The 24,367-nt window shown below is 68.8% G+C and carries 30 protein-coding genes; 14 read left to right on the top strand and 16 right to left on the bottom strand.

Going from position 1 to position 24,367, the window contains the following annotated elements:
• Nucleotides 1-35: 35 nt before the first annotated feature.
• Entirely contained in the window at nt 36-659 is a 624-nt protein-coding gene (locus EV648_RS19515; RefSeq protein ID WP_132293419.1) for a TetR/AcrR family transcriptional regulator, read from the bottom strand.
• Nucleotides 660-698: 39 nt separating this feature from the next.
• Here EV648_RS19515 and EV648_RS44765 point away from each other — a divergent pair, with 39 nt between their 5' ends.
• A complete protein-coding gene (locus EV648_RS44765; RefSeq protein ID WP_255512853.1) occupies nt 699-827 on the top strand; it encodes a hypothetical protein in 129 nt (42 codons plus the stop codon).
• Between the two features lie 157 nt (nt 828-984).
• On the opposite strand, the gene EV648_RS19525 is transcribed toward EV648_RS44765, so the two are convergent.
• The 3 genes from EV648_RS19525 to EV648_RS19535 form a co-directional block, all read right to left on the bottom strand.
• Nucleotides 985-1,413 carry a protein phosphatase gene (locus EV648_RS19525; RefSeq protein ID WP_132293422.1) on the bottom strand — a complete coding sequence of 143 codons (429 nt, stop codon included), beginning with the start codon at nt 1,411-1,413 and terminating at the stop codon, nt 985-987.
• Nucleotides 1,414-1,521: 108 nt separating this feature from the next.
• Nucleotides 1,522-2,598, bottom strand: coding sequence for an ABC transporter ATP-binding protein (locus EV648_RS19530; protein ID WP_132293425.1), 1,077 nt, complete (start codon nt 2,596-2,598; stop codon nt 1,522-1,524).
• A 149-nt stretch (nt 2,599-2,747) separates the two neighbouring features.
• Nucleotides 2,748-3,650 (bottom strand): LysR family transcriptional regulator, encoded by a 903-nt coding sequence (locus EV648_RS19535; RefSeq protein ID WP_132293428.1) that lies wholly within the window; start codon nt 3,648-3,650, stop codon nt 2,748-2,750.
• An 82-nt stretch (nt 3,651-3,732) separates the two neighbouring features.
• Here EV648_RS19535 and EV648_RS19540 point away from each other — a divergent pair, with 82 nt between their 5' ends.
• Together EV648_RS19540 and EV648_RS19545 are read left to right on the top strand one after the other, a co-directional pair.
• On the top strand, nt 3,733-4,968 hold the full coding sequence (locus tag EV648_RS19540; RefSeq protein ID WP_132293431.1) for an MFS transporter: 1,236 nt from the start codon (nt 3,733-3,735) through the stop codon (nt 4,966-4,968).
• Nucleotides 4,969-5,001: 33 nt separating this feature from the next.
• Entirely contained in the window at nt 5,002-5,709 is a 708-nt protein-coding gene (locus EV648_RS19545; RefSeq protein WP_199234702.1) for a dienelactone hydrolase family protein, read from the top strand.
• A 48-nt stretch (nt 5,710-5,757) separates the two neighbouring features.
• On the opposite strand, the gene EV648_RS19550 is transcribed toward EV648_RS19545, so the two are convergent.
• Nucleotides 5,758-6,696: an AraC family transcriptional regulator gene (locus EV648_RS19550; RefSeq protein WP_132293437.1), complete on the bottom strand. Its 939-nt coding sequence runs from the start codon at nt 6,694-6,696 to the stop codon at nt 5,758-5,760.
• 92 nt (nt 6,697-6,788) lie between these two features.
• Between EV648_RS19550 and EV648_RS19555 the strand changes: the two genes are divergently transcribed.
• From EV648_RS19555 to EV648_RS19580, 6 genes are all read left to right on the top strand, one after another.
• Entirely contained in the window at nt 6,789-7,634 is an 846-nt protein-coding gene (locus tag EV648_RS19555; RefSeq protein ID WP_132293440.1) for an NAD(P)H-binding protein, read from the top strand.
• Nucleotides 7,631-8,170, top strand: a complete 540-nt coding sequence (locus EV648_RS19560; protein ID WP_132293443.1) for a DUF1772 domain-containing protein — start codon at nt 7,631-7,633, stop codon at nt 8,168-8,170. Before EV648_RS19555 ends, EV648_RS19560 begins: the two co-directional genes overlap by 4 nt.
• Before the next feature lie 156 nt (nt 8,171-8,326).
• Entirely contained in the window at nt 8,327-8,758 is a 432-nt protein-coding gene (locus EV648_RS19565) for an SRPBCC family protein (RefSeq protein WP_199234703.1), read from the top strand.
• Between the two features lie 244 nt (nt 8,759-9,002).
• Nucleotides 9,003-9,275 carry a hypothetical protein gene (locus tag EV648_RS45245; protein ID WP_132294110.1) on the top strand — a complete coding sequence of 91 codons (273 nt, stop codon included), beginning with the start codon at nt 9,003-9,005 and terminating at the stop codon, nt 9,273-9,275.
• The gene (locus tag EV648_RS19575; RefSeq protein WP_370452734.1) at nt 9,158-9,523 is read left to right on the top strand and encodes an erythromycin esterase family protein; all 366 of its coding nucleotides are present in this window, start codon (nt 9,158-9,160) and stop codon (nt 9,521-9,523) included. The genes EV648_RS45245 and EV648_RS19575 overlap by 118 nt, the downstream gene beginning before the upstream one ends.
• Before the next feature lie 105 nt (nt 9,524-9,628).
• Nucleotides 9,629-11,698 carry an HNH endonuclease signature motif containing protein gene (locus EV648_RS19580; RefSeq protein WP_132293449.1) on the top strand — a complete coding sequence of 690 codons (2,070 nt, stop codon included), beginning with the start codon at nt 9,629-9,631 and terminating at the stop codon, nt 11,696-11,698.
• A gap of 981 nt (nt 11,699-12,679) precedes the next feature.
• On the opposite strand, the gene EV648_RS45250 is transcribed toward EV648_RS19580, so the two are convergent.
• The 3 genes from EV648_RS45250 to EV648_RS19595 form a co-directional block, all read right to left on the bottom strand.
• Nucleotides 12,680-13,018, bottom strand: coding sequence for a DUF2199 domain-containing protein (locus EV648_RS45250; RefSeq protein WP_199234704.1), 339 nt, complete (start codon nt 13,016-13,018; stop codon nt 12,680-12,682).
• A gap of 152 nt (nt 13,019-13,170) precedes the next feature.
• A complete protein-coding gene (locus EV648_RS19590; protein WP_132293452.1) occupies nt 13,171-13,983 on the bottom strand; it encodes an ABC transporter permease in 813 nt (270 codons plus the stop codon).
• Nucleotides 13,980-14,954, bottom strand: a complete 975-nt coding sequence (locus EV648_RS19595; protein ID WP_132293455.1) for an ATP-binding cassette domain-containing protein — start codon at nt 14,952-14,954, stop codon at nt 13,980-13,982. The genes EV648_RS19590 and EV648_RS19595 overlap by 4 nt, the downstream gene beginning before the upstream one ends.
• 88 nt (nt 14,955-15,042) lie before the next feature.
• Between EV648_RS19595 and EV648_RS19600 the strand changes: the two genes are divergently transcribed.
• Nucleotides 15,043-16,011 (top strand): YafY family protein, encoded by a 969-nt coding sequence (locus tag EV648_RS19600; RefSeq protein ID WP_132293458.1) that lies wholly within the window; start codon nt 15,043-15,045, stop codon nt 16,009-16,011.
• Between the two features lie 27 nt (nt 16,012-16,038).
• Here the strand turns inward: EV648_RS19600 and EV648_RS19605 are convergent, their stop codons facing one another.
• Nucleotides 16,039-16,968, bottom strand: a complete 930-nt coding sequence (locus EV648_RS19605) for an NADP-dependent oxidoreductase (RefSeq protein ID WP_132293461.1) — start codon at nt 16,966-16,968, stop codon at nt 16,039-16,041.
• Between the two features lie 105 nt (nt 16,969-17,073).
• On the opposite strand from EV648_RS19605, the gene EV648_RS19610 reads away from it, so the two are divergent.
• Nucleotides 17,074-17,721, top strand: a complete 648-nt coding sequence (locus EV648_RS19610; protein WP_132293464.1) for a TetR/AcrR family transcriptional regulator — start codon at nt 17,074-17,076, stop codon at nt 17,719-17,721.
• A 52-nt stretch (nt 17,722-17,773) separates the two neighbouring features.
• Entirely contained in the window at nt 17,774-18,271 is a 498-nt protein-coding gene (locus EV648_RS19615) for a VOC family protein (protein WP_199234705.1), read from the top strand.
• Between the two features lie 62 nt (nt 18,272-18,333).
• Here EV648_RS19615 and EV648_RS19620 read toward each other — a convergent pair whose 3' ends face one another.
• Both EV648_RS19620 and pip read right to left on the bottom strand, forming a co-directional pair.
• Nucleotides 18,334-19,149 carry a phytanoyl-CoA dioxygenase family protein gene (locus EV648_RS19620; protein ID WP_132293467.1) on the bottom strand — a complete coding sequence of 272 codons (816 nt, stop codon included), beginning with the start codon at nt 19,147-19,149 and terminating at the stop codon, nt 18,334-18,336.
• An 86-nt stretch (nt 19,150-19,235) separates the two neighbouring features.
• The gene (gene pip, locus EV648_RS19625) at nt 19,236-20,186 is read right to left on the bottom strand and encodes a prolyl aminopeptidase (RefSeq protein WP_132293470.1); all 951 of its coding nucleotides are present in this window, start codon (nt 20,184-20,186) and stop codon (nt 19,236-19,238) included.
• Between the two features lie 48 nt (nt 20,187-20,234).
• On the opposite strand from pip, the gene EV648_RS19630 reads away from it, so the two are divergent.
• Nucleotides 20,235-20,723, top strand: coding sequence for a MarR family winged helix-turn-helix transcriptional regulator (locus EV648_RS19630; protein ID WP_132293473.1), 489 nt, complete (start codon nt 20,235-20,237; stop codon nt 20,721-20,723).
• On the opposite strand, the gene EV648_RS19635 is transcribed toward EV648_RS19630, so the two are convergent.
• The 5 genes from EV648_RS19635 to EV648_RS19650 all read right to left on the bottom strand — a co-directional run bounded on the left by EV648_RS19635 (nt 20,676) and on the right by EV648_RS19650 (nt 23,630).
• Nucleotides 20,676-21,362 (bottom strand): 2OG-Fe(II) oxygenase, encoded by a 687-nt coding sequence (locus EV648_RS19635; protein ID WP_132293476.1) that lies wholly within the window; start codon nt 21,360-21,362, stop codon nt 20,676-20,678. The two genes, EV648_RS19630 and EV648_RS19635, sit on opposite strands and share 48 nt — an antisense overlap.
• Before the next feature lie 37 nt (nt 21,363-21,399).
• Complete coding sequence (locus tag EV648_RS19640; protein WP_241995378.1) at nt 21,400-22,329, bottom strand: UbiA family prenyltransferase; 930 nt, start codon at nt 22,327-22,329, stop codon at nt 21,400-21,402.
• Nucleotides 22,330-22,443: 114 nt separating this feature from the next.
• On the bottom strand, nt 22,444-23,313 hold the full coding sequence (locus tag EV648_RS19645) for a virginiamycin B lyase (RefSeq protein ID WP_132293479.1): 870 nt from the start codon (nt 23,311-23,313) through the stop codon (nt 22,444-22,446).
• On the bottom strand, nt 23,300-23,431 hold the full coding sequence (locus EV648_RS44770) for a hypothetical protein (RefSeq protein ID WP_255512856.1): 132 nt from the start codon (nt 23,429-23,431) through the stop codon (nt 23,300-23,302). The genes EV648_RS19645 and EV648_RS44770 overlap by 14 nt, the downstream gene beginning before the upstream one ends.
• A complete protein-coding gene (locus EV648_RS19650) occupies nt 23,370-23,630 on the bottom strand; it encodes an ATP-binding cassette domain-containing protein (protein ID WP_241995379.1) in 261 nt (86 codons plus the stop codon). The genes EV648_RS44770 and EV648_RS19650 overlap by 62 nt, the downstream gene beginning before the upstream one ends.
• A gap of 126 nt (nt 23,631-23,756) precedes the next feature.
• On the opposite strand from EV648_RS19650, the gene EV648_RS19655 reads away from it, so the two are divergent.
• Nucleotides 23,757-24,353, top strand: coding sequence for a TetR/AcrR family transcriptional regulator (locus EV648_RS19655; RefSeq protein ID WP_132293482.1), 597 nt, complete (start codon nt 23,757-23,759; stop codon nt 24,351-24,353).
• Nucleotides 24,354-24,367: the final 14 nt, after the last annotated feature.

Raw genomic sequence — 24,367 nt, forward strand, 5'->3', positions numbered from 1 at the left:
CACGCCCCCGCAGTACTGCGGAACGCCGGTGCTCCTTAGGAGGCGGCCTCTTCGCGGTCCAGGGCGCGAAGGAGTGCGTTGAAGCCGGCCTGGATACCAGGACCGTCGCCGCTGGTCCGCCACTCGACCAGGAATCCCCGCAGGGTGCCGAGGATCATCTCCGCCACTTCGAGCTGCCGGTCCTCGGGCCAATGCTCGGGGCAGAGCGAGAACAGCGCGGGCATGTACTGCTTCGAGGCGTTCCGGGCCAGTTCGGCGTACCGAGCAGGGTCGTACATGGCGAGGCCGATCGCCTGGTCGAGAACCCAGGACTCCTCGCCGATGAGGATCGGCCAGATCGCCTGGACGCGGGCGGCAAGCGTCGGGCCGGCCAGAGCTTCGGCGGCAGCCGCCATGCTCCTGCTGATCCGCCGCTCGCGCAGCTGCAGTACAGCCTGGGTGAGCAGGTCCTCGGGTCCGTCGAAGTGGTAAAGCAGCACCTTGTGGGTAGTGCCGGCCGCGCGGGCCGCGCGCCGGAGCGAGAAGTCGACCAGCCCGTTGACGCCGAGGTCGTCGGTCACCCGGTCGAGCAGTTCGCGGCGGCGGGCCTCGCCGCGCGCCGACCCTGCCGATCGCCGGTAGCCCGCCCGCTCGCCCGTTCCCTGCTCAGAGACCTCCACTGCGCCAGTATCCGTGAGGTCGCCGACTACCCTCGGGTGGTGACCGAGTTGGGCGAGTTCCTGCGGCTCAGCATGGATGCCCGTTGGCACGCCTACCGCCTGGCCGGGTTGGTCCCGCGGCCGGAGGAGGGGCAGCGGGAACCGTCGACCCAGCTCTCCTGCAGCTGATGGACGCCTTCCCGACGTCCGTTGCCTACATCATCAATCGCCGCCGTGGTGCGCCACCAGCAGCAAGGACGCCGACTCCCTGGCCCTGCTGGGATCCCTGTACGCCGGAACGCCGCGCGGCGGTGGAGCCACCCCCGCCTGACCCCGCAGTACGGGATCAAGCGAAGCGGCGGACGAAGCGCTTCTGCCAGGGAGTTTCGACGGCCTTGGGGTCGTAGTTGCGGCGGACGAACTCCACTGCCTCGGCTGGGGGAACCCCGTCGAGCACGGCGAGGCAGGCGAGGGCGGTGCCGGTGCGACCACGGCCACCACGACACGCGAGTTCCACCCGGTCGGCGTCGGCGCGTTCCAGTACTTCCACGAAGACTGCCCGAGCCTCGGCATCGTCAACTGGAAGGCGGAGGTCCGGCCAGCGGAGCCAGCGCGACTCCCAGCTGACCTCAGGCGGCTCCTTGCCCAGCAGGTAGACCGCGAAGGTCGGTGTCTGCCCTGTGGGCAACGGGTTTCGCAGCCCACGTCCGCGGACCAGCCGCCCCGAGGGCAGCCGCACGATCCCAGGCTCACCGACCTCCCACCTCTGCGTCACCGGATCACCGTAGACGCACCACGGCCCCGGACGGAGAACCGCCCGGGGCCGGGTACGCAGTACGTGTCGAGCCCGGAAGCCGTACTGCGGGTCGTGCGTCGGCCGTTGTCAGGCGGTCAGGCGCTGCTCGGTGGAGGTGGAGAACAGGTGCAGCTTGTCGGGCTGCGGGGCGAGGTGGACCAGCGCGCCCTTCTCGGCGTGCATCCGGGTGCCGATCCTGGCGATGATCTGCTGGCCGGTGGTGTTCTCTGCGCTGCCGTAGAGGTACGCGTCGGAGCCGAGCTCCTCGACCACGGCGACCCGGACCGGCACACCCTCGTCGGCGAGGTGGAACGCCTCCGGGCGGACGCCCAGCATCAGCGTCTTGTCGTCGCCGGCCTTGGCGAGCAGCGAGCGCTCGATGGGGACCACGTAGTCGCCAATCTTCGCGCCACTGTCGGTGATCTCGGCCTCGATGAGGTTCATCGCGGGTGAACCCATGAAGCCGGCCACGAAGAGGTTCTTCGGGGCGTCGTAGAGGTTCAGCGGGGTGTCGACCTGCTGGAGTAGACCGTCCTTGAGCACGGCGACCCGGTCGCCCATGGTCATGGCCTCGATCTGGTCGTGGGTGACGTAGACGGTGGTGACGCCGAGGCGGTGCTGCAGTTCGGCGATCTGGGTGCGGGTCTGGACCCGGAGCTTCGCGTCGAGGTTCGACAGCGGCTCGTCCATCAGGAAGACTTGCGGGTCACGCACGATTGCGCGGCCCATCGCGACACGCTGACGCTGACCGCCGGACAGTGCCTTCGGCTTGCGCTCGAGGTACTCCTCCAGGCCGAGGAGCTTGGCGGCCTCCATCACGCGCTTGGCGCGGTCATCCTTGGAGACACCCTGCATCTTCAGTGCGAAGCCCATGTTGTCCGCGACGGACATGTGCGGGTAGAGCGCGTAGTTCTGGAACACCATCGCGATGTCGCGCTCTTTCGGCGGGCTGTTGGTGACGTCACGGTCGCCGATGTAGATCGAACCCTCGTTGACCTCTTCCAGGCCGGCCAGCATCCGCAGCGCGGTGGACTTGCCGGAACCGGACGGTCCGACCAGGACCATGAACTCTCCGTCGGAGATGTCCAGGTCGAGCTTGTCGACGGCCGGGGTTTCAGTGCCCGGGTAGACCCGGGTAGCTCCCTTGAACGACACAGTTGCCATGTCGCGCTTCCTTTCCCTTCGCCGGCAGGAACGTGCCGGACGATCCGTAGCAAAGGCGCCCAGGATGGGTGTCCGTAGAGATGATAGATCCCTTTGATGATGTATCAACAAAGGCTTCCGCCTCAGCATTCCCACCGCTCCGGGGACTCCTAGAGGTAGGTGCCGCCGGGGTGGATCGCGGCCGCCATCAGGTCGAGGAGGGCGGTCACCGCTCGGCTCGGTCGCCGGCCGCTGAGGGTGATCGCGGACAACGTCCAGCTGAGGTCCGTGTCGGTGATCCGCAGCCGCGTCACGCCGGCCGCTTCGTCCTGGTCGAGCTCCGGTATGACGGCGACGCCCAGCCCGGCGCGCACGTAGTCCGGCACGGTGGTCAGGTCAGGGACCTCCACCTGCACCCGCCGCGGCAGACCGGCGTTGCCGAAGGCCCGGTCGACCGTGGTCCGGTTGCCGAATCCGCGCAGCATGTCCACGAATCGCTCGCCGGCCAGGTCCGCCAACCGGATCGCCCCCCTCCCAGCCAGCCGGTGGTTCGAGGGAACCAGTACGACGAACGGCACGGTCGCCAGTTCGCGTGTATCGAGCCCGGGCAGGTCCGCGCGGTTCAGGCCGACCAGGGCGACGTCGAGCCGGCCGTGCCGGACGTCGTCGGCGAGTCCGCTGGAACCGGTCGGCGAGGTGGTCACCTGCACCTCGACGAGCGGATAGCGCTGGTAGAAGGCGCCGAGCAGTTCGGCCAGATCGACCAGGCCGAGTCTCGTCATCGTGCCGATCCGGACGTTGCCGCGGAGTCCGGTGGAGGCCTCCTCGACCACCGCGCGAGCCCGGTCGATGGCCTCCAGCGCGGCCTTCGCCTCGGGCAGCAGGGCCTGGCCGGCATCCGACAGGGTGACCCGTCGGGTGGATCGGTCGAACAGCGTGGTCTTCAGGTCCGCCTCCAGCGCCCGGATCGCGGCGGACACGGTGGACTGGACCGTGAAGAGCCGATGCGCCGCGCGAGTGAAGCTCAACTCCTCGGCGACGGCGACGAAGTACTCCAGTTGTCTCGAATCCACGACGGCAATTATCGATCAGAGCGATAACACGATGCAAGAAGATTCGTTGGACTCGATAGATCCGGCGAGTAAGTCTGGAAGCATGACAACTCTTTCCGGCCCTCGTGCGCTCGACAAGGCGGGCTCGCCCGTGCGGTTCGCCCACAGCACAGGGTTCTGGATGATCGCCGCCGCGTTCCTGATCACGATGGCGTTCTCCACCGTCCCGACCCCGCTCTACGCCATCTACCAGCGTCGGGACGGGTGCCCGACGTTCATGATCACGGTCATCTTCGCCACCTACGCGGTCGGCGTGATGGCCAGCCTGTACCTGGCCGGCCACATCAGCGACTGGCTCGGCCGTCGCCGGGTCGCGCTGCTCGCGGTGCTGGCCGAGGCGCTGGCGGCGGCGATCTTCCTCGTCTGGCAGGACGTGCCCGGTCTGCTCCTCGCACGGTTCGTCACCGGTGTCGGCGTCGGAGTACTGACCGCGACGGCGACCGCGCACCTGTCCGAGCTCCGGCAGATCGCCAGGCCTCAGGAGGACGGGAGCAGGTCCGCGCTGATCTCGAGCATGGTGAACCTCGGTGGTCTGGCGTTCGGTCCGCTCGTGGGTGGTCTGCTCGCGCAGTACGTCGCGGCGCCGCTGGATCGGCCGTACGAGTTGTTCCTGGTGTTGCTACTCCTCAGCGCGCTGGGGATCGCGTTGGTGCCGGAGACGGTGGAACGACTGGAGGTGCGTCCGGCGTACCGGCCGCAGCGGGTGGCATTGCCGGCCGCCGCGAAGCCGCTGTTCTTCGCGACCGCGGTCGGGGCGTTCGCCGCTTTCGCGATCTTCGGGTTGTTCACCTCGCTGGCGCCGACGTTCCTGGCGGGCACGTTGCACCACACCTCGCGGCTGCTCGCCGGGGTGGTGACGTTCGTGGTGTTCATCGCGGGTGCGACCAGTCAGGTGGTGTTCGTGCGGCTCGCGAGGCAGCAGCAGTTGCGGCTCGGGCTCGCGTTGATGTCGGCCGGTCTGGTCGGGATCGCCGTGGGCGGGCTGATCCCCAGCCTCTGGTTGTTCGTGATCGGCGGGGTCGTCGCCGGAGCGGGCGTCGGCCTGGTCTTCCGGGGCGCCGTCGCGACCGCCGCGTCGCTGGCCGACCCGGGTTCGCGCGGCGAGGTGCTTGCCGCCCTCTTCCTGATCGCGTACGCCGGACTCGCGCTGCCGGTTCTTGCCGTCGGTGTCGGCGTCGCCGTGCTCCCGGACCAGCTCGCGCTGCTGGTCTTCTCCGCGATCATCCTGGTTCTCGTCAACCTCGCCGGCCTCCGGATGCTCAAGGCCCAGCGGGTCTGACGTTCGCCCAGGCGGTCGGCTAACGTGCGGGTCATGATCGAGACGGCGACTGTCAGGGTGGGAGATCTCGGCGCTTATCTGGCCAGGCCGGAGGGTGTCGAGGGCGGGCCGGGGATGTTGTTCCTGCCGATGATCACCGGCATCGGCGAGCAGGTCCGCGACTGGGCGGATGAGCTCGCCGGCCGGGGGATCACCGCGCTGGTGTGGGACCCGTTCAAGGGCCGCAGCACCGACAACTCGACGCGGGAGGAGTTGTCAGGGCTGTTGCGCGAGATGAACGACGACAGCGCGCTCGGCGAGCAGGTCGCGTTGCTGGACCACCTCCTGGGGGAACTCGGCTGTCAGCAGGCGGGCGTGATGGGCTGGTGTCTGGGTGGGCGGTTGGCGCTGTTGCTGGGGGCCAGGGAGCACCGGTTGGCGAACGTGATCTCGTACCACCCGACCGTGCCGTCCAAGCTCGCGCCGCAGCACTCGTACGACACGGTCGCTGAGGTGGGCGGGATCACCGCGCCGGTGATGGTGCTCTACCCGAGCGCCGACACCATCGTGCCGGTGGCTGACTTCGAGGCGGTGCAGACCGCGTTGCAGGCGCGGCCGACCGGTGCCACGATCACGCACTTCTACCCTGGTGCGGATCACGGGTTCTCGGATCGCGGGCGCCATGACCAGGAGGTCAACGCCGAGGCGTTCAAGCTCTCCTGGCCGCAGGCGCTCGCCTTCATCGACGCCACGACCAGCTAGACCACGATCAGCCAGACCACGGTCAGCTGGACGAGGGGCAGGCAGCAGCTAGGCGGCCGCGGCCCGGCGGTGTGCGGTCGGGCTGGTGCCGCGGACGCGTTTGAAGGCGACGCTCAGAGCGAAGGCGTTCGCGTAGCCGACGCGGCGCGCGATCGACTCGACTGTGTCCGTGGTCTCGCGCAACAGATCCGCGGCGACGGTGATCCGCCAGCCGGTGAGGTAGGCCATCGGCGCTTCCCCCACCAGCCCGCTGAACCGCCGAGCCAGGCTCGCTCGTGACACCCCGGTGCGATCGGCCAGTTCGACAACGCTCCACGGGTACGCCGGGTCCTCGTGCAGCAGGCGCAACGCCTGGCCCACGACCGGGTCACTCTGCGCCTGGTACCACCCCGGGGCGTGCGATTCCGGCCGCGCGAACCAGGCCCGCAGCGTGGTGATCAGCGCTAGGTCGAGCCACCGGTCGAGCACGGACTGCTGGCCCGGCTCGTCTCGCTGGATCTCGCCGAGCACCATCTCCATCACCGGGCCGGCGATCTCGGCCGCCGGGACCACGAGCACCGGCGGGAGGGCCGCGAGCAACCGCCTGCTGACGTCGCCCTCGAGCTGGTAGGTGCCGCTGACAACCATCGCGGTGCCCTCGGGGCGACCGCCGAAGGTGCGGACCCCGAGCCGGGCGCTGTAGTCGATAGGTGCCCCAGGCAACGGTTCGCAGATGCCACCCGGGTGGATCCGCAACTGTGGCTGCGTGCCGGGCTCGTCGCCGACGACGTACGGCTCGGGCCCGACGATCACCGCGACGTCGCCCTCCTCCATCCGGAGCGGCTGCAGCCCGGCGCGGGAGATCCACGCCGACCCGCGCACCAAGGTGGCCAGCGCCAGTTGCGCGGCGTCGCGGATGTCCAGTGCCCAGGGCGGATCCATGATCGTCAGGTTGAACACACCGCCCCGCGCCCGGGTGCCGGCGAGCAGATCGTCGAGGACGTCCATAGCGGCCAGCCTACCCCAGGTTGAGACGCACAGACATGGAATTGCGCCAGACAACCATGGTTTGTCTCATCCATTCGCGATGGACTGAAGCCATGACAAACACACCGATTCTGATCCTGAGTGGTAAGGGCAAGACCGGACGCCGCGTCGTCGAGCAGCTCGACGCCCGGCAGCTCCCGGTCCGGCTGGCCTCGCGTTCGAGCGAGCAGCCTTTCGACTGGTACGACGAGAACACCTGGTCCGGCACGGTCGCCGGCATCGACACGGCGTACCTCGCTCCGCCGGTCGGGCCGACCGGCCTCGCCCAGGCGGGCAAGTTCATCAAGCAGGCAGCGTCCGAAGGACTGCGCCGTGTGGTCCTGCTGTCCGGCCGCGGTGTCGGGAGCCCGGGCCGCGAGTTCGCCGTCTACGAGAGCGGCCTCGAGCTGGAGCACGCGGTCAAGGACAGTGGCGCCGACTGGACCATCGTCCGGCCCGCGTGGTTCATGCAGGGCTTCAGTGAGGACTTCATGCTCGACTACGTGCAGGCCGGGGAGATCCGGTTGTCGGCCGGCGACGGCGCCGAGGCCTGGATCGACACGAACGACGTCGGCGACGTGATGGCCGCCGCGCTGCTCGACGAGCGGCACACCGGCGAGACCTACTCGCTGTCCGGGCCGCGCACGCTCACGATGGCCGAGGTGGCGGCCGAGCTCTCCACCGCGACCGGCCGGCCGATCGCCTCGGTCGACCTCGTGCCGGAGCAGCACGTCGCAGAGATGGTCGAGTACGGCGTACTGCGGGAGGACGCGGAGTCCGTCCGCGACCTGTTCGCGGTGATTCGCAACCACCGCTCGGAGTACGTGTCGGACGGAGTCCAGCAGGTTCTCGGCCGGGCGCCGCGGGACTTCGCGGACTGGGCGCGCGAGACCGCGAAGACGGGAGTGTGGTCGGTATGAACCTCACCAAGATCCTCACCCTGGCCGCACTCGGCGGGGTGGGCCTGATGGGTGGGCTGTTCTTCGCTTTCGGCACCACGGTGATGAGCTCACTGGAGCGGATGCCACCCGGTCAGGGCGCGACCGCGATGAACCTCATCAACGTCCGGATCCAGAACCCGCTCTTCCTGCTGATCTTCCTGGGCACGGCTCTGATCTGCCTGGCGCTCGCGGTCCTGGCGTTCGTCCGGGACAGCCCGGGCCGGTGGTGGTTGCTGGCCGGAGCGGCGCTCTACCTGGTCGGCGTGATGGTGCTCAGCATCGCGGTCAACATCCCGCTGAACGACAAGCTGGCCGCGCTCGACCCGAACTCCGCCGCGGGAGCGGCCGAGTGGCTGAACTACCTGGCCAAGTGGAACCCGGCCAACAACGTCCGTGCGGTGGCCTGCCTGCTGGGGGTGATCGCCTTCGGCCTCGCCCTCAACGCCGGCGTGGGCAGCCAGTCCAACTCGGCTCCGACTGAGCACCAGACGTCCTTGCAACACCCGCGGTACTGATCCGTCGCGCGGTTATCGGCATCAGCCGGGCGCACGTCGTCGGGATCTCGACGGACGGTGGGATCGGAGACCTGGCACGTGGCCATTCCTGAGATCCTGGCTGTCACCGATCGCTGAAGATTCTGCGAAACTTATGCGGCCGGTAGCGTTGACGAGGTGATCACCATCGAGCGCGTCATTACCGTAGACCGGCCGGTCGAGGCGGTATTCAGCTATCTGGCCGACTTCGAGACCACGACCGAGTGGGATCCCGGCACCGTGCGGACGGTCAGGGTCGAAGGCGACGGCGGCCCCGGGACGAAGTACCGGAACACCTCTTCCTTCGCGGGGCGTGAGACCGAGCTGGAGTACGTCGTGGAGCAGCTCGAGCCGGGCAAGATCTTCCAGCTGCGCGGGGAGAACAAGACCGTCACCGCGCTCGACACGATGACGTTCCGCGCGGCCGGTGGCGGGACCGAGGTGACCTATCGCGCCGAGTTCGAGTTCAAGGGCGTGACCCGGCTGGCCCAGCCGCTGCTCAAGGGCCAGTTCAAGAAGCTCGGTGACGAGGCCGAGCAGGGCATGCACGAAGCACTCCAGAAGCTCTAGGTAGAGCAGACCCCACCATCAGGTCGGGCATTGTCCGGATGGGGTGGGCGGCGACAGCCGCCGCCCTGCCTGCGAGTACAGCCCTCGCCACCTCAGCGCCGGTCTGCCGTCGCAGGCCCCGAGGTGGCTCCTTGGACCGCGGTCTACATGGGCAAACCCCTGAGCGGCAGAAGCTCGAAGCCGACACCCGCAAGGCGATCGCGAAGGTGCAGGCACTCCGCCGAGCTCCGACAGGACGTGGGCGCTGCAGAACGCGCGGGCCGTCTGGCAGGTGGCCAGGTTCTACTCCTTCGACCCACAGAACCCGAAGGTGTTGCCGCAGGCGATGCGGTTCCGCGACGAGGTGATGGCGGCGAACGTCACCTGGTGGACCCGCACCACTGGTGACAAGGTTTCGTGCTGTCCGCGCACAACGGGCACATCGCGATCAAGACGACGATGCCGGCGGACGACCCGAAGGCGCAGGCCGAGTTCCTCCGCGACGCGCTCGGCAAGCGCTACGTCTCGGTCGGCCTGAGCTTCGACCACGGTTCCTTCAACGCTCGCGACACCGAGGGCCCGGCCGGCGCGATGCGCACGTTCGCCGTCGGCCCCGCTGCGCTCGGCAACAACGAGCACAGTCTCGACAGGGTCCCGTACCGCGACTACTTGATCGACCTGCGGACGGCACCGCGGGCCGCGAAGGCCTGGTTGCAGGTGGCTCGGCCGACCCGCGACATCCTTCTCGCCTACGTCCACAGCTGCAGGTGGTTGTGGACAAGCTGACCGAATCCGATGCCTGCGTCGAGTTTCGGTCAATCTTCGGAATCCCTTACAGATAAGGGCCTTCCGGCACAGAAACTGTCCGAGCCGGCATCTAGGGTCTGGGGTATGGAGATCTTGGGCGAGCGGCCGGTGTGGTCGATGAGTGACAGCGAACAGCTGACGACTCTCGACGCCCTGCAGGCCGAGATCTCCCGGCTGCAGACCTACCGCCTGCAGGTCCTGGCCGCCTACGACGCGACCGGCCACGCCGCCACCCTCGGCGCCGGCGACACCGCCCGCCTCCTCGCCTTCCGGCACCGCCTCGACCCAGGCGTGATCAAGCGTGACCTGGCCCTGGCCAAAGCACTGCGCAAGTACCCCGCCATCACCAACGCCCTGCCAGCCACCGGCGTCGGGGATCCGGCAGACGCCAACGACGACGAGCCGGCCAGCGACCCGGGTGGTGAGCCGGGCGGGGAGGCCGGAGCCGATGCAGTGGTGTTGTCTCCGGCGCAGGCCGCGGCGATCGTGGCCGAACTGGAGAACGTGCCCAAGACCGTCGCGGTCGAGGACCTGGCCGTGGCCGAACAACAGCTAGTCGCCCTGGGCCGCCATTTCTGTCCGTCGGAACTGCGCAAGGCGGCCCGCCGGGTCCGCGACCTGCTCGACGCCGACGGGCCGGCACCGGAAGAGGACAAGGCCTATGCCCGGGAAGAGTTGCGGCTGCGGCCCGCGGACCGGGGCGTCAAGTTCAGCGGCTACCTGGCCAACGAGAACGCCGAACTGTTCCAGTCCCTGATCCTGTCCGGTTCGAAGCCCCGTAAGACCGTCACCGGCGAGTTGGACCCGCGCTCACCGGACAAGCGCCGCGCCGACGCCCTCACCGACGTCCTCAACGTCGCCTCCAACGCCATCACCACCGCCACCCCGGCAGATCCAGCCGATCCGGCCGACCCGGCCGGAGCAACCCTGGACGATGCCGAGACCACCGGATCACCCAGCGGCAACGGCACGCCAGCGGCGGCCGGCAGCGCCACCCAGACTCGTGCCGCCGCGAGTGGCGCCGCGGCGGAGGCCGGGCACGGCCCGAAAGCACACATCACGATCACCATCGACCTCAAAGACCTCACCGACGCCGGAGCCCACGCGGTCGGCACCCTGGTGCACGGCGAAGGGCTGTCCGCGGGCGCGATCCGGCGGTTGGCGTGCGAGGCGCAGATCATCCCGATCGTGCTCGGCGCCAACTCCGAACCCCTCGACGTCGCCATGGCCCAACGCTTCGTCAACCGCGCCATCCGCCGCGCCCTGAACGCCCGCGACAAAGGCTGCGTCGTGTGCAAAGCCCCGCCGATCTTCTGCGACGCCCACCACCTGATCTCCTGGATCGACAACGGCCCCACCGCCCTGACCAACCTGGTCCTGCTCTGCCGCCGCCACCACATCGACACCCACCACGGCCACTGGACCATCACCCTCCACCACGGCACCGTCACCGTCGCCCGCCCCGCCTGGGCCGAACCCGGCCCCACCCGAACCCGCTACCGCACACCCACCACCAGCTACCGCGGCCACGAAACGCTGCGCAGCCCTGCCCGGAACCACACCCACGACCCGGCATGCACCACCACCACTGCGACCGCCGCGGTCGCGCAGTTCGACCCCTGGGGCGATGCCGACCCGCCCGAACCAGGCTCCGGCAGCCACACCCGTCCACCCGGCGACCCGGCCCCAGGTCACCGGGCGCTGCACCACGCCAACAACCCGCCACCGGCCACCACCAACCGGGACTGGCATCACCCGAGCCATCCGGCACAGGCGTTTACCGATGACCGGGACTGGCACCGCACCGATGAACCGACACGGGCCATCACAGAAGACGCTGACGCACGACTCGAAGCCCCTGACGCACGGCTCGATCCATGGGCCGACCACAGCATGCCCACAGACAAGCCGGAACAGGCCACCACCGAAAACGTCGAAGCGCGGTTCAACCCGCGGGGTGACCACGACCGGCCTGCCGCGAGGACGGTCAACGCCTCCCATGTGGCGGGCACGATCGACGACACCGGTCGGTTCGGCACTCACCGCGTCGGCGACGGTCCCGGGTCGCCACCCTCAGCAGAGCCTTGGCCGCAACGGCTCAGCAAGCGGACCACGGACCACTGGGCAGATCCACCATGTGCCTCACCGAGTTGACCGTCCGCCGGGGACAAACCACCGGACTCCGGTGGAGTAGCCCTGGCCGGCGGTGCGTGCCGAGGCGGAGACCTGGCGCGCGCAGACGCCGACGAAGCAACCGCCGCATCCCGTCGTGGCACACCAGCACCATGTCATCGGTGCTGTCCACACCGTTCTGGCCGACCGCGCCCGTCGGGTCGACCGCGCCAGTGGGGTGGGCTCCGATGGCCGCGCTCCGCATGGCCGCTGCCGAGATCGGTGAAACAGCCCCTTAGTCTGCGTGCGCGCCTTGCCCACGCGGGAGCGAACCACAGTTCAACGAACACTCGGTCACTGCAGTCATCCTGCGACCAGCGAGAGCACTCGTCTCGGTGTGGCCGGACACCAGTGAGGCTGCTCGAGTGGCGACCTTCGGATCGGTCAGCTCCTCAGGCCCCGCGGTAGGCATCCTGCCGAGGCGGTGGAGTAAGGAGCCTCGACAGGCGAAGCCGCTAGCCTAACGGACTCAGCCCCGGCAGACGTCAGCACTGGCAGACATCAGCCCAGCAGGCACCAGCCGCAGACCGGCTATCGCCGCAGGCCTCGGCAAGTCGGATCGACTACGCGACTGGGCTTGTCGGCGCGGCTACGCGACTCGGCAAGGTGGGATCGGCGCAAGGTCTTGCCCTCGCGACACAGAGGGCACGCAGGTGCAAACACAGGCCGTAGGCATCGTTCCGATGGTGATGTGCGGGGAGCTCAGCTCCACTGCAGCCGTTGGCGCTCTCGGGAGTCGGTGGGCTCGCCCAGCGCAGATCGTCGGTGGTGCTTCTCGCACCGCGCCCGCTCCGTAGATCTGGGGTTAGACGTGCAGGATGACCTTGTGTGGGGTGATGCGCCCCTCCACCGGGCGCTACCAGAGAACGTGGTCCGCACCCGCACGCCGCTGTAATCCGGTAGGCGCCCGTGGATAGTCAGCCTGACGGTGCACCTGTCTCCGCACGGCACGGCCCGGCGATGTCAGTGGCCAGCCCAGAGTCCCACTCCCAGAGACCCAGCACCGCCAAACCAACGACCCGGTCTCAGTTGTCGCGATGCAACGCGCGTTCGGCGATCTCTCGGATCCGGGCGAGGGTGATGCCGTTGCGTTCCTCGGCGGCGGCGGCGGGGGGGGTGGTTGGTCGGCTCCAGTTCGATGAAGGGTCGTACGCCGACGGGGCGGCTGTGCAGGTTCGTCGCCAGGTTGACGGTGGTCGGGTCGTGGTCCAGGGCGGAGGACAACCAGCCGAAGTACGGGTCGTCGTGCTCGCGGCCCTCGGTCTGCCAGCGGCCGGAGATGTGGACGAAGCTCTTCGGCACCGGCTACCCGTTCCCGGACATCCCGATCGCGCTGGGCAACTCGTACGACGTCCTGATCCATCTCAACGAGGTGAGCGCCGCCCACCAGCGCTGACACCGGAACGGCGCCTCGGAGAACTCACAGTTCTCCGGGGCGCCGATTCACGTCGCGATCAGGTTGCCGAGCGCAACATCGTCCGGATGCCGACGGTGAGCCCGAGGGCAACGGTGATCAGAGCGGCGAGCCAGCCCCACAGCACTGCCATCGAGGCGACGTCACCCGAGAACAGCGCGCGCTCCGCGTCGACCAGGTAGGACAGCGGGTTGAACTTCGACGCGACCCGCATCCACTCCGGCCCGGTCTCCAGCGGCAGCAGCATCCCCGACAGGATCATCAGCGGGAACAGGAACGTCTGCTGCACCACCCAGAACATCCAGTCCTGCTTGCGTACCGCGATCGCCAGCGCATAGCTGAACGAGCCTAGCCCGATCCCGAACACCGCCAACAGTGCGAGCCCGAGGAGCGCGCCGTCCAGGTGCAGGTCGAAGCCGAACGGCACCATCACCGCGATCACGATCACCGCCTGGCCGAGCAGCGGGACCATCTCCTTCAACGCCCGCCCGACCAGCAGCGACGACCGGCTCAGCGGCGTCACCATCATCCGCTCATGCGCACCGGTCTGGAACTCGAAGAGCAGGTTCGCCCCGGTCGCCGAGGTGCCGAACAGCGTCGTCATCACCAGGATCGCCGGCACGAACCACTGCCAGACGCCGCCGTCGAGCGACCCGCCCATCGACCCGGCCAGCAGCGGCCCGAACAGGCCGAGGAAGATCAGCGGCTGGATCATCCCGAAGAGCAACGAGAACGGGTCCCGCAGTACCGGCTTCAGCTCGCGGGTCATCACGATGCCGGTGTCACGGAGCAGACTGCGCCGCCCGGCCTCCGGCGTACCGAGGTGCACGGAGGAAACGGTCAGGGTGGTCATGCTGCGGCCTTTCCGGTGGAGTCGGCCTCACGCAGGCTGCGGCCGGTGAGGTTGAGGAAGACGTCGTCGAGCGTCGGCCGGTGCACCTGCGCGGTCGCGACCGGTACGCCGGCGTGCTGGGCGGCGGTGATCAGTTCGGGCAACGCGGCCGGGCCGTCTGCGACCCTGACGGTGATCCGGTCGCCCTCGGCCACCAGATCCTTCGCGCCGGGCAACTTGTCCGCCAGCCGGGCCAGCTCCTGCAGGTTGCCGGGGGCAATGGTCAGCTGGAGCAGGTCGCCGGCCAGCTTCGCCTTCAGGGCATCGGCGGTGTCGTCCGCGATCACCTCGCCGTGATCCACCACGACGACCCTCTCGGCCATCGAGTCGGCCTCGTCCAGGTAGTGCGTGGTGAGCACGATCGTCATCGAGTACTGCTCGCGCATCCGCAGGATGTGGTCCCACAGGTTCGCGCGGTTCTGCGGGTCGAGGCCGGTCGACGGCTCGTCCAGGAAGAGCAACCCGGGCGCGTGTACCAGGCCCATCGCGACATCCAGCCGGCGGCGCTGACCGCCGGACAGCTCGGACACCTTGCGGCGCGCGAGGTCCTTCAGTTCGAGCGACTCGAGTAGTTCCTCCGCGCGCTGGCGTGCCGCGCGGCGGTCGAGACCGTAGATCACGCCTTGGCCGTACAACTCGTCGCTGACCCGCTGGGAATGCCCGGCGCCGTTGCCCTGGCCGACGTACCCGATCTGCCGGCGGACCTGGCCGGGCTCCGCGGCGACGTCGTACCCGGCGACCTTCGCGGTGCCGGAGGTCGGGGCGATCAGGGTGGTGAGCATCCGCAGCGTGGTGGTCTTGCCGGCGCCGTTGGGGCCGAGCACGGCGACGAGTTCGCCCGGTTCGACGTCCAGGCTGATGCCGCGGACCGCGTGCACGGTCTCGGTGCGGCTCACCACGAAGTCCTTGGTGAGCTCTCGGGTGCTGATCACGGGTCGTCTCCTTCGTCAGGGTTCTTGGGGACGACATTTCCAGCAGTAGAGGACAGGTTCTGGCCGTTACCCGTGGCAATCTGAAGGCATGTCCGAAACCTCGGCTCGACTTCTCTCGCTGCTGTCCCTGCTCCAGGCGCGCCGCGACTGGCCGGGCGCGCTGCTGGCCGAACGGCTGGAAGTGAGCCCGCGTACGGTCCGCCGCGACGTGGACCGGCTGCGCGACCTCGGTTATCCGGTGCGCGCGACCAAGGGCCCCGACGGTGGCTACCGCCTCGACGCGGGCGCCGACCTGCCTCCGCTGTTGTTCGACGACGACCAGGCGATCGCGGTCGCCGTCGCGCTGCAGACCGCGACGACCACCGTGACCGGCATCGAGGAAGGCGCCCTGCGCGCGCTCGCCACGGTCCGCCAGGTGATGCCCGCGCGACTACGGCAACGCGTCGACGCCCTCCAGGTCACCACGGTCGACCGGTACGCCGATTCGCGCCGGATCAAGGTCGACTCCGAACACCTGATCGCGATCGGTACCGCGCTGCGCGCCCGCGAGGTACTGCGCTTCGACTACGCGTCCCCAGGTGCGTCCGAGGACGAGTGGGTGCCGCCCCGCCGGGTCGAGCCGCACCACCTGGTGACCTGGGGCGGCCGCTGGTACCTGGTCGGCTGGGACCTCGAGCGGAACGACTGGCGCACCTTCCGGGTGGACCGGATGTTGCCGAAGACCCCGACCGGGCCGCGCTTCACCCCGCGCGAACTCCCCGCGCCCGACGTCGCGACGTACATCTCGAGTCGTTTCCAGAGCCGGGACCAGTGGCCGTGCCGCGGTACGGCGATCCTGCAGGCGAAGGCCTCGGACATCGCCCGCTGGGCCGGCCGCGAGGCACTCGTGGAAGAGGTCAGCCCGACCTCCTGCCGGCTGACCCTGAACGGCTGGTCCTGGACCGGCCTGGCCGCCACCTTCGGCATGTTCGAGACCGACCTCGAATTCGTCGGCCCACCCGAACTGAAGGAGGCGGCCATCAGCCTGGCCGGCCGCTACACCTCCGCGGCCTCCTAGCCGCAACCTGTGTGCCCAGGGCTCGGATCAACGGATGATGATGACCAGTTTGCCGAGTTTGTGGCTGCCGAAGTCGGAAACGGCCTGGTGCGCTTCGTCGAAGGTGTAGGTGTGGAACAGGGGGACCTGGAGGCTGCCGTTGGCCGTTGCCTCCAGCAACTTCGTGAGCTGCTCGCTGGTCGCGTCCGCCATCGCCGGCAGAACGATGACGTCGTCGCGACCGGCCTGCTCCGGGGTCGCGCCCAGCGCTGATGCCAGGCGTCCACCCGGCAGCAGGACCCCGGCCACGGTGGCGGGGTCGCCGGCCGCGTGGACGACCGCGGTCACGCCGTCCGGTGCCACTGCCTGGACAGCGGCGCCGAGGTCGGCGGTGTAGTCGACGACCTCGTGCGCGCCCAGCCCGCGAACGAACTCGGCCGCTCCGGGGCGAGCCGTACCGATCACCTTCGCTCCGGTCGCCGCAGCCAGCTGCACTGCGACTGCTCCGACACCGCCGGTCGCGCCGGACACCAGGACCGTGTCATCGGCCGTGAGCTTCAGGGCGTCGAGCAGAGCGGTCGCGGTCAGACCGACAAGGCCGAGCCCGGCCGCCTGGGCCGAGCTGACCGCTTCGGGGATCACGGCAGTCGTGCCGGCGTCGACCGTCACGCTGTCGGCGATGGCACCCTTGCCCAGAGTCATCCCGGTGATCACCCCGGCCACCCGATCTCCGACCTGGACATTCGTCACACCATCGCCAACCGCCTCCACATGGCCCGCGAAGTCGCGGCCCAGGGTGACCGGGAAGGTGTGCGGCATCAGATCCCACAGGTACCCCGCCGCCGTCGCCGCGTCGATCCCGTTCACCGACGCCGCCTCGACCGCGACCCGGACCTGACCCGCCTCGGGGATCTGGGCCGGTACTTCCTGGATCGCGGGCTTCTCGTCGCGTTCCGCAATCACCAATGCGCGTGCCATCTGCAGCCACCTTCGAAGTCTTAATCGGGGATTGGTCCCTACTTAGTTCCGACGGTACCACCGATACGGGGACGCCTCCCCATTTAGCCCCGTATGCTGGACCGCATGCCGACCGAGAACCTGCGGGCCGATGCCGAGCGCAACCGCCTGTTGCTCGTCGAAACCGCGCGGGCCGTCTTCGCCGAGCGTGGCCTCGACGCGCCCCTGGACGAGATCGCCCGCCGCGCCGGTGTTGGTAACGCCACCCTCTACCGCCGGTTCCCGGTCCGCCGGGATCTGATCGCCGCGGTCTTCCTCGACACCCTCCGGCAGGTCGTCGACGCCAGCGAACGCGCCCTGGCCGAGCCCGACCCGTGGAACGCCTTCGCCGGACATCTGGTCTTCCTGGGCGAACTCCAGGCGACCAACCGCGCTCTCGCCGATCTGCTCACCGCGTCGATCGGCGGCAAAGGGGAGTTGGCTGAGCTTCGCGGGATCGCGTTCGACAACCTCAACCAGTTGATCGACAACGCGCAGGACGCGGGTGTCCTGCGCGCCGACTTCGGCCACGCGGACGTAGTGCTGATCCTCATGGCGGCCGCAGGCCTGATCCAGCGAACCGCCGATGCCGCGCCCACCGCCTGGCGGCGCCATCTCTCCTACGTCCTCGACGGTCTCCGCGCCCCGGGTCCCACGCCGGCCACACCCGCCCCCACAGACCGCCAGGTCCTAGCCGCAATGCGCGCCCTCAGCCGAACCAGCGGGTGTGCCTGACCGCCGAAGGTAGAGGACACAAGTTGTCCTCTTCTGTTGGAAGGCTCGAGGCATGACGACGAAATCAAGTAATCCCGGTGGTAAGGGCACTGTCACGCCGTACGTCTCCGTCCGAGGCGCCGCGGCCTGGCTCGAGTTCGTGGAGCACGTGTTCGAGACCGAGAAGGCGTTCCGGGTGCTGAACGAGGACGGGACGATCGGGCATTCAGAGGTCATAGTCGGCGACTCGGTGTTGATGGCGTTCGACGCGCGGCCGGACTGGCCGGCTACGCCGAGCTTGCTCAGTGTGTACGTCGACGACGTGGACGGAGTGCTGGCGCGGGCCCTGGAGGCGGGTGCGACGGTGGTGACCGAGCTGACCACGTCGAGGATCGTCGGCGATCGCGGCTGCCGGATCAAGGACCCGCAGGGCAACATCTGGTGGCTCCAGACCCACCTGTACGACGTCGATCCGGCGACGCTGCCCGAGTTGTTCGCGGATCCTGCCGAGGCGGCTGCGATGAAGGCGCTGCAGGACTCCTTCGACGCCGAGATGCGCAGCCGCCTCTAAGGTAAGCGGCCGTCCGTTGCGGGCGGGGTGCTGAGGGAGGCTAGGCGAGGGGCGAGCAGCGGTCAGTTGGCGTACAGGACCGGGTTCAGTGGCGATGAGATCGTCTCGCCGGCCGCGTTGCCCGGCATCCACGCGGCCAGGTCGGCTTCCTGGAAGTTGTTGGCCGGTGGCGCGATCTCCATCGCCGCGTCCACGTAGATGATCGTCATCACCCGGCGTGGTACGTCAGAACCGTTCGGCGCCGCGTGGTGGAACGTCCAGCCGAGGTGGTAACTCACCTCGCCCAGTTCGTACGGCTCGACGACCTCGGGGAACGACTGCTCGGCCAGCGCCTCCTGCAAAACCCGCTCGGACTCGTCGCTGATCGGCAGGTCCCGTCCGTGCTCGAAGGTATGACTCCCGGAGGCGAAGGCCAGCGGACCCATCTCCAGCGGTGTCTCCTGCAGCGGGATCCACACGGTCACGCACCGATCCGTGGCGAACGGCCAGTAGTACTGGTCCGCGTGCCACGGTGTCACCCCGCCGCCGGACTCCTTGTAGAGCGCCTGATCGTGGTACAGCCGGACCGATCGGACACCGAGTAGTTGCGCCGCGATGCGGGCCAGCCGCGGCGACGAGACGAACTCCAGCACCTGCTCGCTGTCCTGCCACAGGTTCGTCACCTGCAGGAACGCCCTGCCGTAGGTGTCGCGCTCCTCCAGCGGCAGGTCTTGCGTGTTCAACTCGATCACCTTGCCGGTGATCTCCGGCTCGTACTGCGTGATGGTCTCCGGGCTGAGCACGTTCTTCAGCTTGACGAACCCGTCCTCGGCGAACCGCGCGATCGCGTCGCGGTCGAGGCTGTAGTCCGACTCGAGATCAGTCCGGGTCACCGTCATCCCAACAGGGTCCAGGCACCATCAATCGTTGTAAAGATGAGCGATCAACTTTTCTGTCGCCGATCCGGCCGACGGCGATGCCTGAGTCAGCCGGCGAAGCGGTCGATCGCGGCCAGCACGAGGTCGGAAACACTTGCGCTGCTCGCCCCGTGGCCGGCGTCCCCGACGATGTGCAACTCGGCGTCGGGCCAGGCGTGCGCCAGGTGCCACGCGGTGTCCGGCGGGCTGCTGATGTCGAGCCGCCCGGTGATCAGTACTCCGGGGATACCCGCCAGCTTCCCGGCGTCGCGGAGCAGTGCGCCGTCTTCCACCCAGGCCGCGTGTCCCCAGTAGTGCGAGACCAGCCGCGCGAAGCGGAGTCGCAGTACGGGGTCTTCGTAGCGCGGGTCCGGCTGGTAACCGGAGTGCGTGGCGACGTGGGTGTCCTCCCATTCACACCAGGCCCGGGCCGCTCGGTCGCGGACAGCCGGATCCGGGTCATGCAGCAGGCGCGAGTAGGCCTGGGCCAGGTTTCCGTCCCGTTCGTTCTCCGGTACGACGTCGCGGAAGCGGGCCCACTCCTCGGGGAAGATGCGGCCCATGTCCCGCGTGATCCACTCGACCTCGCGGGGAGTCGTGCTCGTGACACTGAACAGGACGATCTCGGAGACCGACGACGGGTGTTGCTCGGCGTACGCGAAGGCCAGGGTGGCTCCCCACGACGCACCGAGGACGAGCCACTTCTCGATGCCGAGGTGCTCGCGCAACTGCTCGATGTCCGCGACCAGGTGCCAGGTGGTGTTGGTGCTGAGGTCCGCCTCCGGCTCGGCGGCGTCCGGCGTACTGTGCCCGCAGCCGCGCTGGTCGAACAGCACCACCTTGTACTTCGCCGGGTCGAAGTAGCCGCGCCAGAACGGCCGGGCTCCGGAGCCGGGTCCGCCGTGCAGCACAACCGCGGGCTTGCCGTCGGGGTTGCCGCACACCTCCCAGTAGACGAGCTGGCCGTCTCCGACATCGAGCATGCCGTGGTCGTACGGTTCCGTGTCCGCCGGGTACATCGAGGGCCTCCGTCGCGTCAGATCTAACAGTGCTGTTAGATTACTACCATGGACGGCGCGATCGGCACCCGATTGCGGCACGTGCTCGAGTTGCTCGACGGGGACGTGGCGAAGGTCTACCTGGAGCTCGGCCTGCCTGAGTACCGGCCGAGGTTCTCGCCGATCATCCGCACGATCGTTGCCGAGGGCCCGTTGTCGATCCGCGACCTGGCGACTGCGGTCGGCGTGACGCACTCCGCCGCGAGCCAGACGGTCGCGCAGTTGCAACGCGCTGGACTCGTGACCCTGCAACCCGGCTCGGACGCCCGGCAGCGGATCGTGCACCTCACCGACAAGACACGCGAACTGCTGCCGACCATCGAGGCCGAGTGGAAGGCGACCACGACCGCGATGGCCGAGCTGGACGCCGAACTGTCGGCGCCGCTCGGTCAGGTCCTGGCCGAGGTGGTTGCCGCGGTCTCCCGGCGGTCCTTCCAGGACCGGATCAGCTCACGCGGCGTCGTGGAAAACCAGTCCCAGCGTGTGGCGGAGTCCTGACCGGACGGTGCTCACGCCGTGCCGCACCGGGGACGCGGACCAGCCGCGCGCGGACTTCACCGGGCGGTCGCGAGTGGTGAAGATCAGCCCGTGCCCCTGCGGCAAGGACGTGACCGTACCGCGGGACTGCGCGCGCGGCCGCTGCTCGACCAGGAGGAACTCGCCGCCGGCGTGATCCACGCCCGGCCGGTCCAGCCCGATCACCACCTGCAGCGGGAACACCAGGTCGCCGTACAGGTCGCGATGCAGCGCGTTCCAGTCGCCGGCCTGGTACTTGAGCAGGATCGGCGTCGGCTTGACCTGCCCAGCCTGGTGGCAGGCGTCGAGCCACTCATCGAGGGTGTCCGGCCAGGGCGCGGGTCGCCCGAGTCGCGCGGCCCAGTCGCGCGCGATCGGCAGCAGGTGCGGATAGAACGCCTCCCTCAGTTCGGCGATCACCTCGGGCAGCGGGTGGTCGAAGTACCGGTATTGCCCAGAGCCGAACCGGTAGCGGGCCATGTCGATCGTGGAGCGGAACCGGTGCACTTCGTCGTACAGGCCGGAGATCTCGGTGCACTGCTCGGGTGTGAGCAGAGGCGGCGTGAGCGCGCAGCCGTGCTCGTCGAGTTCCGCGGTCAGCTTCTGCCAGTCGAAATCCATACCTGTAGAACGGGTTGCGACCGGGACGTGTGAGTGCTCAGAGCACCCCGGTGTAGGTCAGCGCGAACGTCCCACACGGGAACAGGAAGAGTGACGCGAGCACGACGACTCCCTTGAAGGTCATCCTCGGCCCGATCAACTGCCGGTACGCCGCGACGAGCACCGGCACCATCACGATCTCCAGCGCCAGCATGCTCCGCGGAATCACCGCATCGAGCGCGGCCAGTACGACGGACAGCCCGGCAGCTGCGATCCAGAATGCGAAGCCCAGCCGGTACGTCGTACTCGCGCCGAGGCGGACCGCGATCGTCCGGTAGCCCGCGGCACGATCCGCCTCGAGATCGGCGAGCGTGGTCGGCAGGTAGAGCCCGATCGCGGCCAACGTGCCCTGCAACGCCATCAGCCACGGGAAGTCGCTGAGGTCCGGGCTCACCGCGGCCCAGCCGGCCAGTGGGCCGAAGGTGCCCAGGGCAAGGGAATTCACGGCGACGTCGAACCCGGCCCGGGTCTTCAGCCGGACCGGCGGCACGCTGTACGCCCAGCCGAGCAGCAGCGCGAGCACGACGCCGAGGGTGAACACGACGCCGACGATCAGGCCCACCGCGATCGATGCGATTCCTGCGATGAGGGCGATCCGCTTGGCCGCCGCGAGCGAGACGCGGCCGTCGAGCAGCGGCGACGTCGTTTTGCGCGGGTTGAGGAGATCACCCGGTAGGTCGTATGCGTCATTGATCGCCAGCACCGCCAGCCAGAGCAACGGACCCATGACCACGGCGCCGACGATCAACCGCGGCCAGTCCTCGACGGTCGGCACCAACCGGTGGGTGGCCAGCAGAATCCCTACGTAATAAGGAACTACCGACACCACCCAGAACGCCGGGCGGCCCACCGCCAGCACGTCCTTGATCCGCGCGCCGGTCGAGCGTTTCGCCGGCGCCGCCACCCTCGGTCCCACCACTGTGGTCACGAGATCCACACTGCTCCCGCACCGCTCCGACGTCCTCCCTCCACCGGGTGAGTCCCCTCACTCGCAGGTCTCGCTCAGCGTGGGCTGTGGTCGAGAACACCTCACTCAGCGGGCTCAGTGAACGACGTGGGCCAGTGTCCCGGTTTCGAGCGCCACCCAGACCGAACTGTCGGGCGCGACCGCGAGGCCGTGTGGCTCGGTGCCTTCGCCCAGTTGATGCTGGTCGACAACCGTGCCGTGGGAGTCCAGCCGGACCAAGGCAGCCGAACCCCACAAGGTCACCCAACAGCCGCCGTCAGGAAGCGCGATCACTGCGTGTGGCTTCGACGCCCGATCCGGCAGCGGGAACTCCTCGATCTTGCCGTCCCGGTCGATCCGGCCGACCTGGCCCGCGATGATCTCCACGAACCACACGCCCTGCGGGCCCGCGCTGATCCCGACCGGTCCGGCGCCCGCTGTGGACAACGGATAGGTCGTCACCTCGCCGTCCACGGTCATCCGTCCGATCGCGTTGCCCTGGTTGAGCGTGAACCACAGGTCCTCGTCGGCCGTGATCATCGCGGGGAACGCGCCGGTCGTGCCGATCGGGAACTCCGAGACGACTCCCTCCACACTCACCCTGCCGATGCGGTCCGTAGTCATCAACGTGAACCACAGCGCCCCGTCCGGCCCGACGCACAACCCGTACGGCGAGCTTCCCGCTCTGAGCACGTCCACAGCCGACACCACCCCGTCCGGCCCGATCCGCCCGATCCGGTCGTCCCCGTTCCGGGTGAACCACACGGCCTCGTCCGGCCCGGACACGATCACGCTCGGCCGGCTCCCGGGCGCACCCAGCTCGAACCGCTCGACCTGACCGTCCACGACCCGCGCAACCACTCCCGCATGAACAAGCGTGGTCCACACCTCCGAGCCACCCACGCCCAACGTCACGCCGTACGGGCCTTCGTCCGCTGCGGCGACAGTGAATTCAGTGACCTGCAAGGGAATTCTCCTTCAGTTCGAGAGTCACGCCGCGCCAACGAGAGATGAAGCGCCGGTCATGGCTGACCACCACCAGGGCTCCGTCGTAGCGGCCGAGCGCGGCTTCCAGTTCTTCCACCGGCACGAGCGACAAGTGGTTTCGTCGGCTCGTCCAGCACCATCAGGTCGTACGGCGTGGTGAGCAGGCGGCCGAGCGCCAAGCGTCGGCGTTGTCCCGTCGACAACGAGCCCACGCGAGTCTGCAGCTGGTCCCGCCTGAACAACCCGAGCCGACCCGCGCCGCGATGCCGGGCGAGTTCGGACAACTGGGTAGACATAGGTGTCCTCCTGACTCTCGCGGGAACGGCTGGCGGTCACGAGATGACGGCCGGGTTCGACGGCGGGGGTCAGAAGATCACTGCTACCTCCGGTTAATGCGACGAATGTTGCATTAGGATCATGCCATGGCAGTTGCTGAGAACGCAACCAGGCCCGGCGGCCGGACCGCCCGGGTCCGGGCGGACGTGCTGAAGGCCGTCGAGGCCGAACTGGCCGAGCACGGGTACGACGGGCTCACCATCGACGGCGTCGCCGCGAGGTCGGGCGTGCACCGGACGACGGTCTACCGCCGCTGGGGAACTGTCGCCGGCTTGCTGGTCGATCTGTTGGCCGCGGGCGTGGATGACAGTTGGGCGCCGACCGACACCGGCTCGCTCGAAGGCGACCTGATGAAGCTCAACCGGGAGATTCATGACGCACTAGCCGTCGCGCCTTCGCTGACGGTCGCCGTCATATCGTCCTCGTTCCGTACTCCGGAGGCGGCCGACGCGTTGCGTGCTTTCTGGGAGGACCGGTACACCCGGAGCGCGGTCGTAGTACAGCGAGCCATCGATCGCGGCGAGGTCCCGCCGGACACCGATCCCCAGCGCGTTCTGATGACTGCGACGGCGCCGATCTACCACCAGTTGGTGTTGCTGCGGCAGCCGCTGTCGCGCGTGGCCGCCGAACAGTATGCGAGAGATTCCGCCGCGGCCGCCCGAGCGGGGATCTACGGGCACTAGGGTGCTTCTACACC

Source organism: Kribbella sp. VKM Ac-2568 (assembly GCF_004345365.1).
GTDB classification, from domain to species: Bacteria; Actinomycetota; Actinomycetes; order Propionibacteriales; family Kribbellaceae; genus Kribbella; species Kribbella orskensis.